The following is a 1,180-nucleotide window of genomic DNA, read 5'->3' as shown; positions in this document are numbered from 1 at the left end:
GGTCACTACCTCGTCACCCACGCTGGGATTGTCAAACACGCTGCGGGGCAGCGCAAGCTGTCACCAAAACTCATTCTGAACTGATCTCTAAGTGCAACCAGCTGCGCAGATGGGTGTCTGTCGGGGCGGGCAACACGATCGTTGTGCCGGGTTTGGTGACCGAGACGTAGAGCCGGAAGAGCGCGGCGTGGGTGCTGGTATCGAGCACGATGTCGGGCTGTACAAGGAACGACCACCGGATCGAGCGCGTGAGCAGTGCGATCGGTCCGATCGGCGTGCCGTCCTGCTGAAGACGGCGACGTACCCGGGCGCCGAGTTCGGCCGGCATGGTGACCGAGGTGAGCCTGCTACTGGCCGTCATAATGATCTGGCCGAGTCTCGGTTTCACGATCGCTGGAATCCCGCACTCGCCGCAATAGTGGGCGCAACGCGACCGGAGGGTGTCGCCGCGGAGTGCCGGGAATGAGTGTGTGTCGCGGCTGGTGGTCGGCGGATCATGCTGGTCGGTCACGGCTGGACCTTCTCCCTGCCAGTTGGTTTGGGCAGCCCCGGCGACGGGGACTATGCCGAATGCGCGAAATCCAGTGCCGTCGAGGGGACGCGGCTGTCCGGCTTCGGGATTCGGCTGTCGACCCGTCGCCGGGTGCTGCTATGACAAGGCTCACGCGTGGGCCCCTGTCGTAGCAATGTCCGCGCCATGACTTTTCCCGGACTTTTCCCGGACATTGCCCATCTTCTGCCGTTGAACGTCCCTGTCGGAGATAGCGTGGAATCAACCGCAGGCGAGGTGGAAAATGGAGAACGCGGCACCGAGGACCGTGCTCGAACAACTTATTCGCACCAGCGATAAGAGCGTGCCGGAGTGGTGCACGCACTACAACGAGATCGCAGTCGAGCTGAAAGAGAACGCCACACTGTCGGAACGGCAGCTGCGCCGCTGGATGGCCGGAGGTGTACCGTACCCGCGTTCGTCGTCACAACGTGTCGCCGGCCGGGTCTGGAAACTGCCGTTCCGGGTCCTCGTCTCTCCACCGGAATCCGTGGATACGCTGGAACCGGTCGCCTCTACACGGGAGATCTTGAACCAGGAGTCTCAATGAAGTTGTCAAGCCGTGAGCGCGACCGGCGGAGCGGGGGTGAATACCCGATCGTCGCGAAGCAACGCCCACAACACCGAGAC

Annotated in this window: 2 protein-coding genes; one reads left to right on the top strand and one right to left on the bottom strand. The window is 62.9% G+C overall.

The window, feature by feature from the left end; translation table 11 throughout:
• Positions 1 to 70: 70 nt before the first annotated feature.
• Complete coding sequence (locus ABZV91_RS32510; protein WP_355249538.1) at positions 71 to 388, bottom strand: hypothetical protein; 318 nt, start codon at positions 386 to 388, stop codon at positions 71 to 73.
• Positions 389 to 794: 406 nt separating this feature from the next.
• On the opposite strand from ABZV91_RS32510, the gene ABZV91_RS32505 reads away from it, so the two are divergent.
• Entirely contained in the window at positions 795 to 1,100 is a 306-nt protein-coding gene (locus ABZV91_RS32505; protein WP_355249537.1) for a hypothetical protein, read from the top strand.
• Positions 1,101 to 1,180: the final 80 nt, after the last annotated feature.

It is taken from the genome of Nocardia sp. NPDC004568 (assembly GCF_040609955.1).
In the GTDB taxonomy this organism is placed as follows: Bacteria; Actinomycetota; Actinomycetes; order Mycobacteriales; family Mycobacteriaceae; genus Nocardia.
Note: the sequence above shows the minus strand (reverse complement) of the source record. Positions and strands in the feature narration are given on the sequence as shown.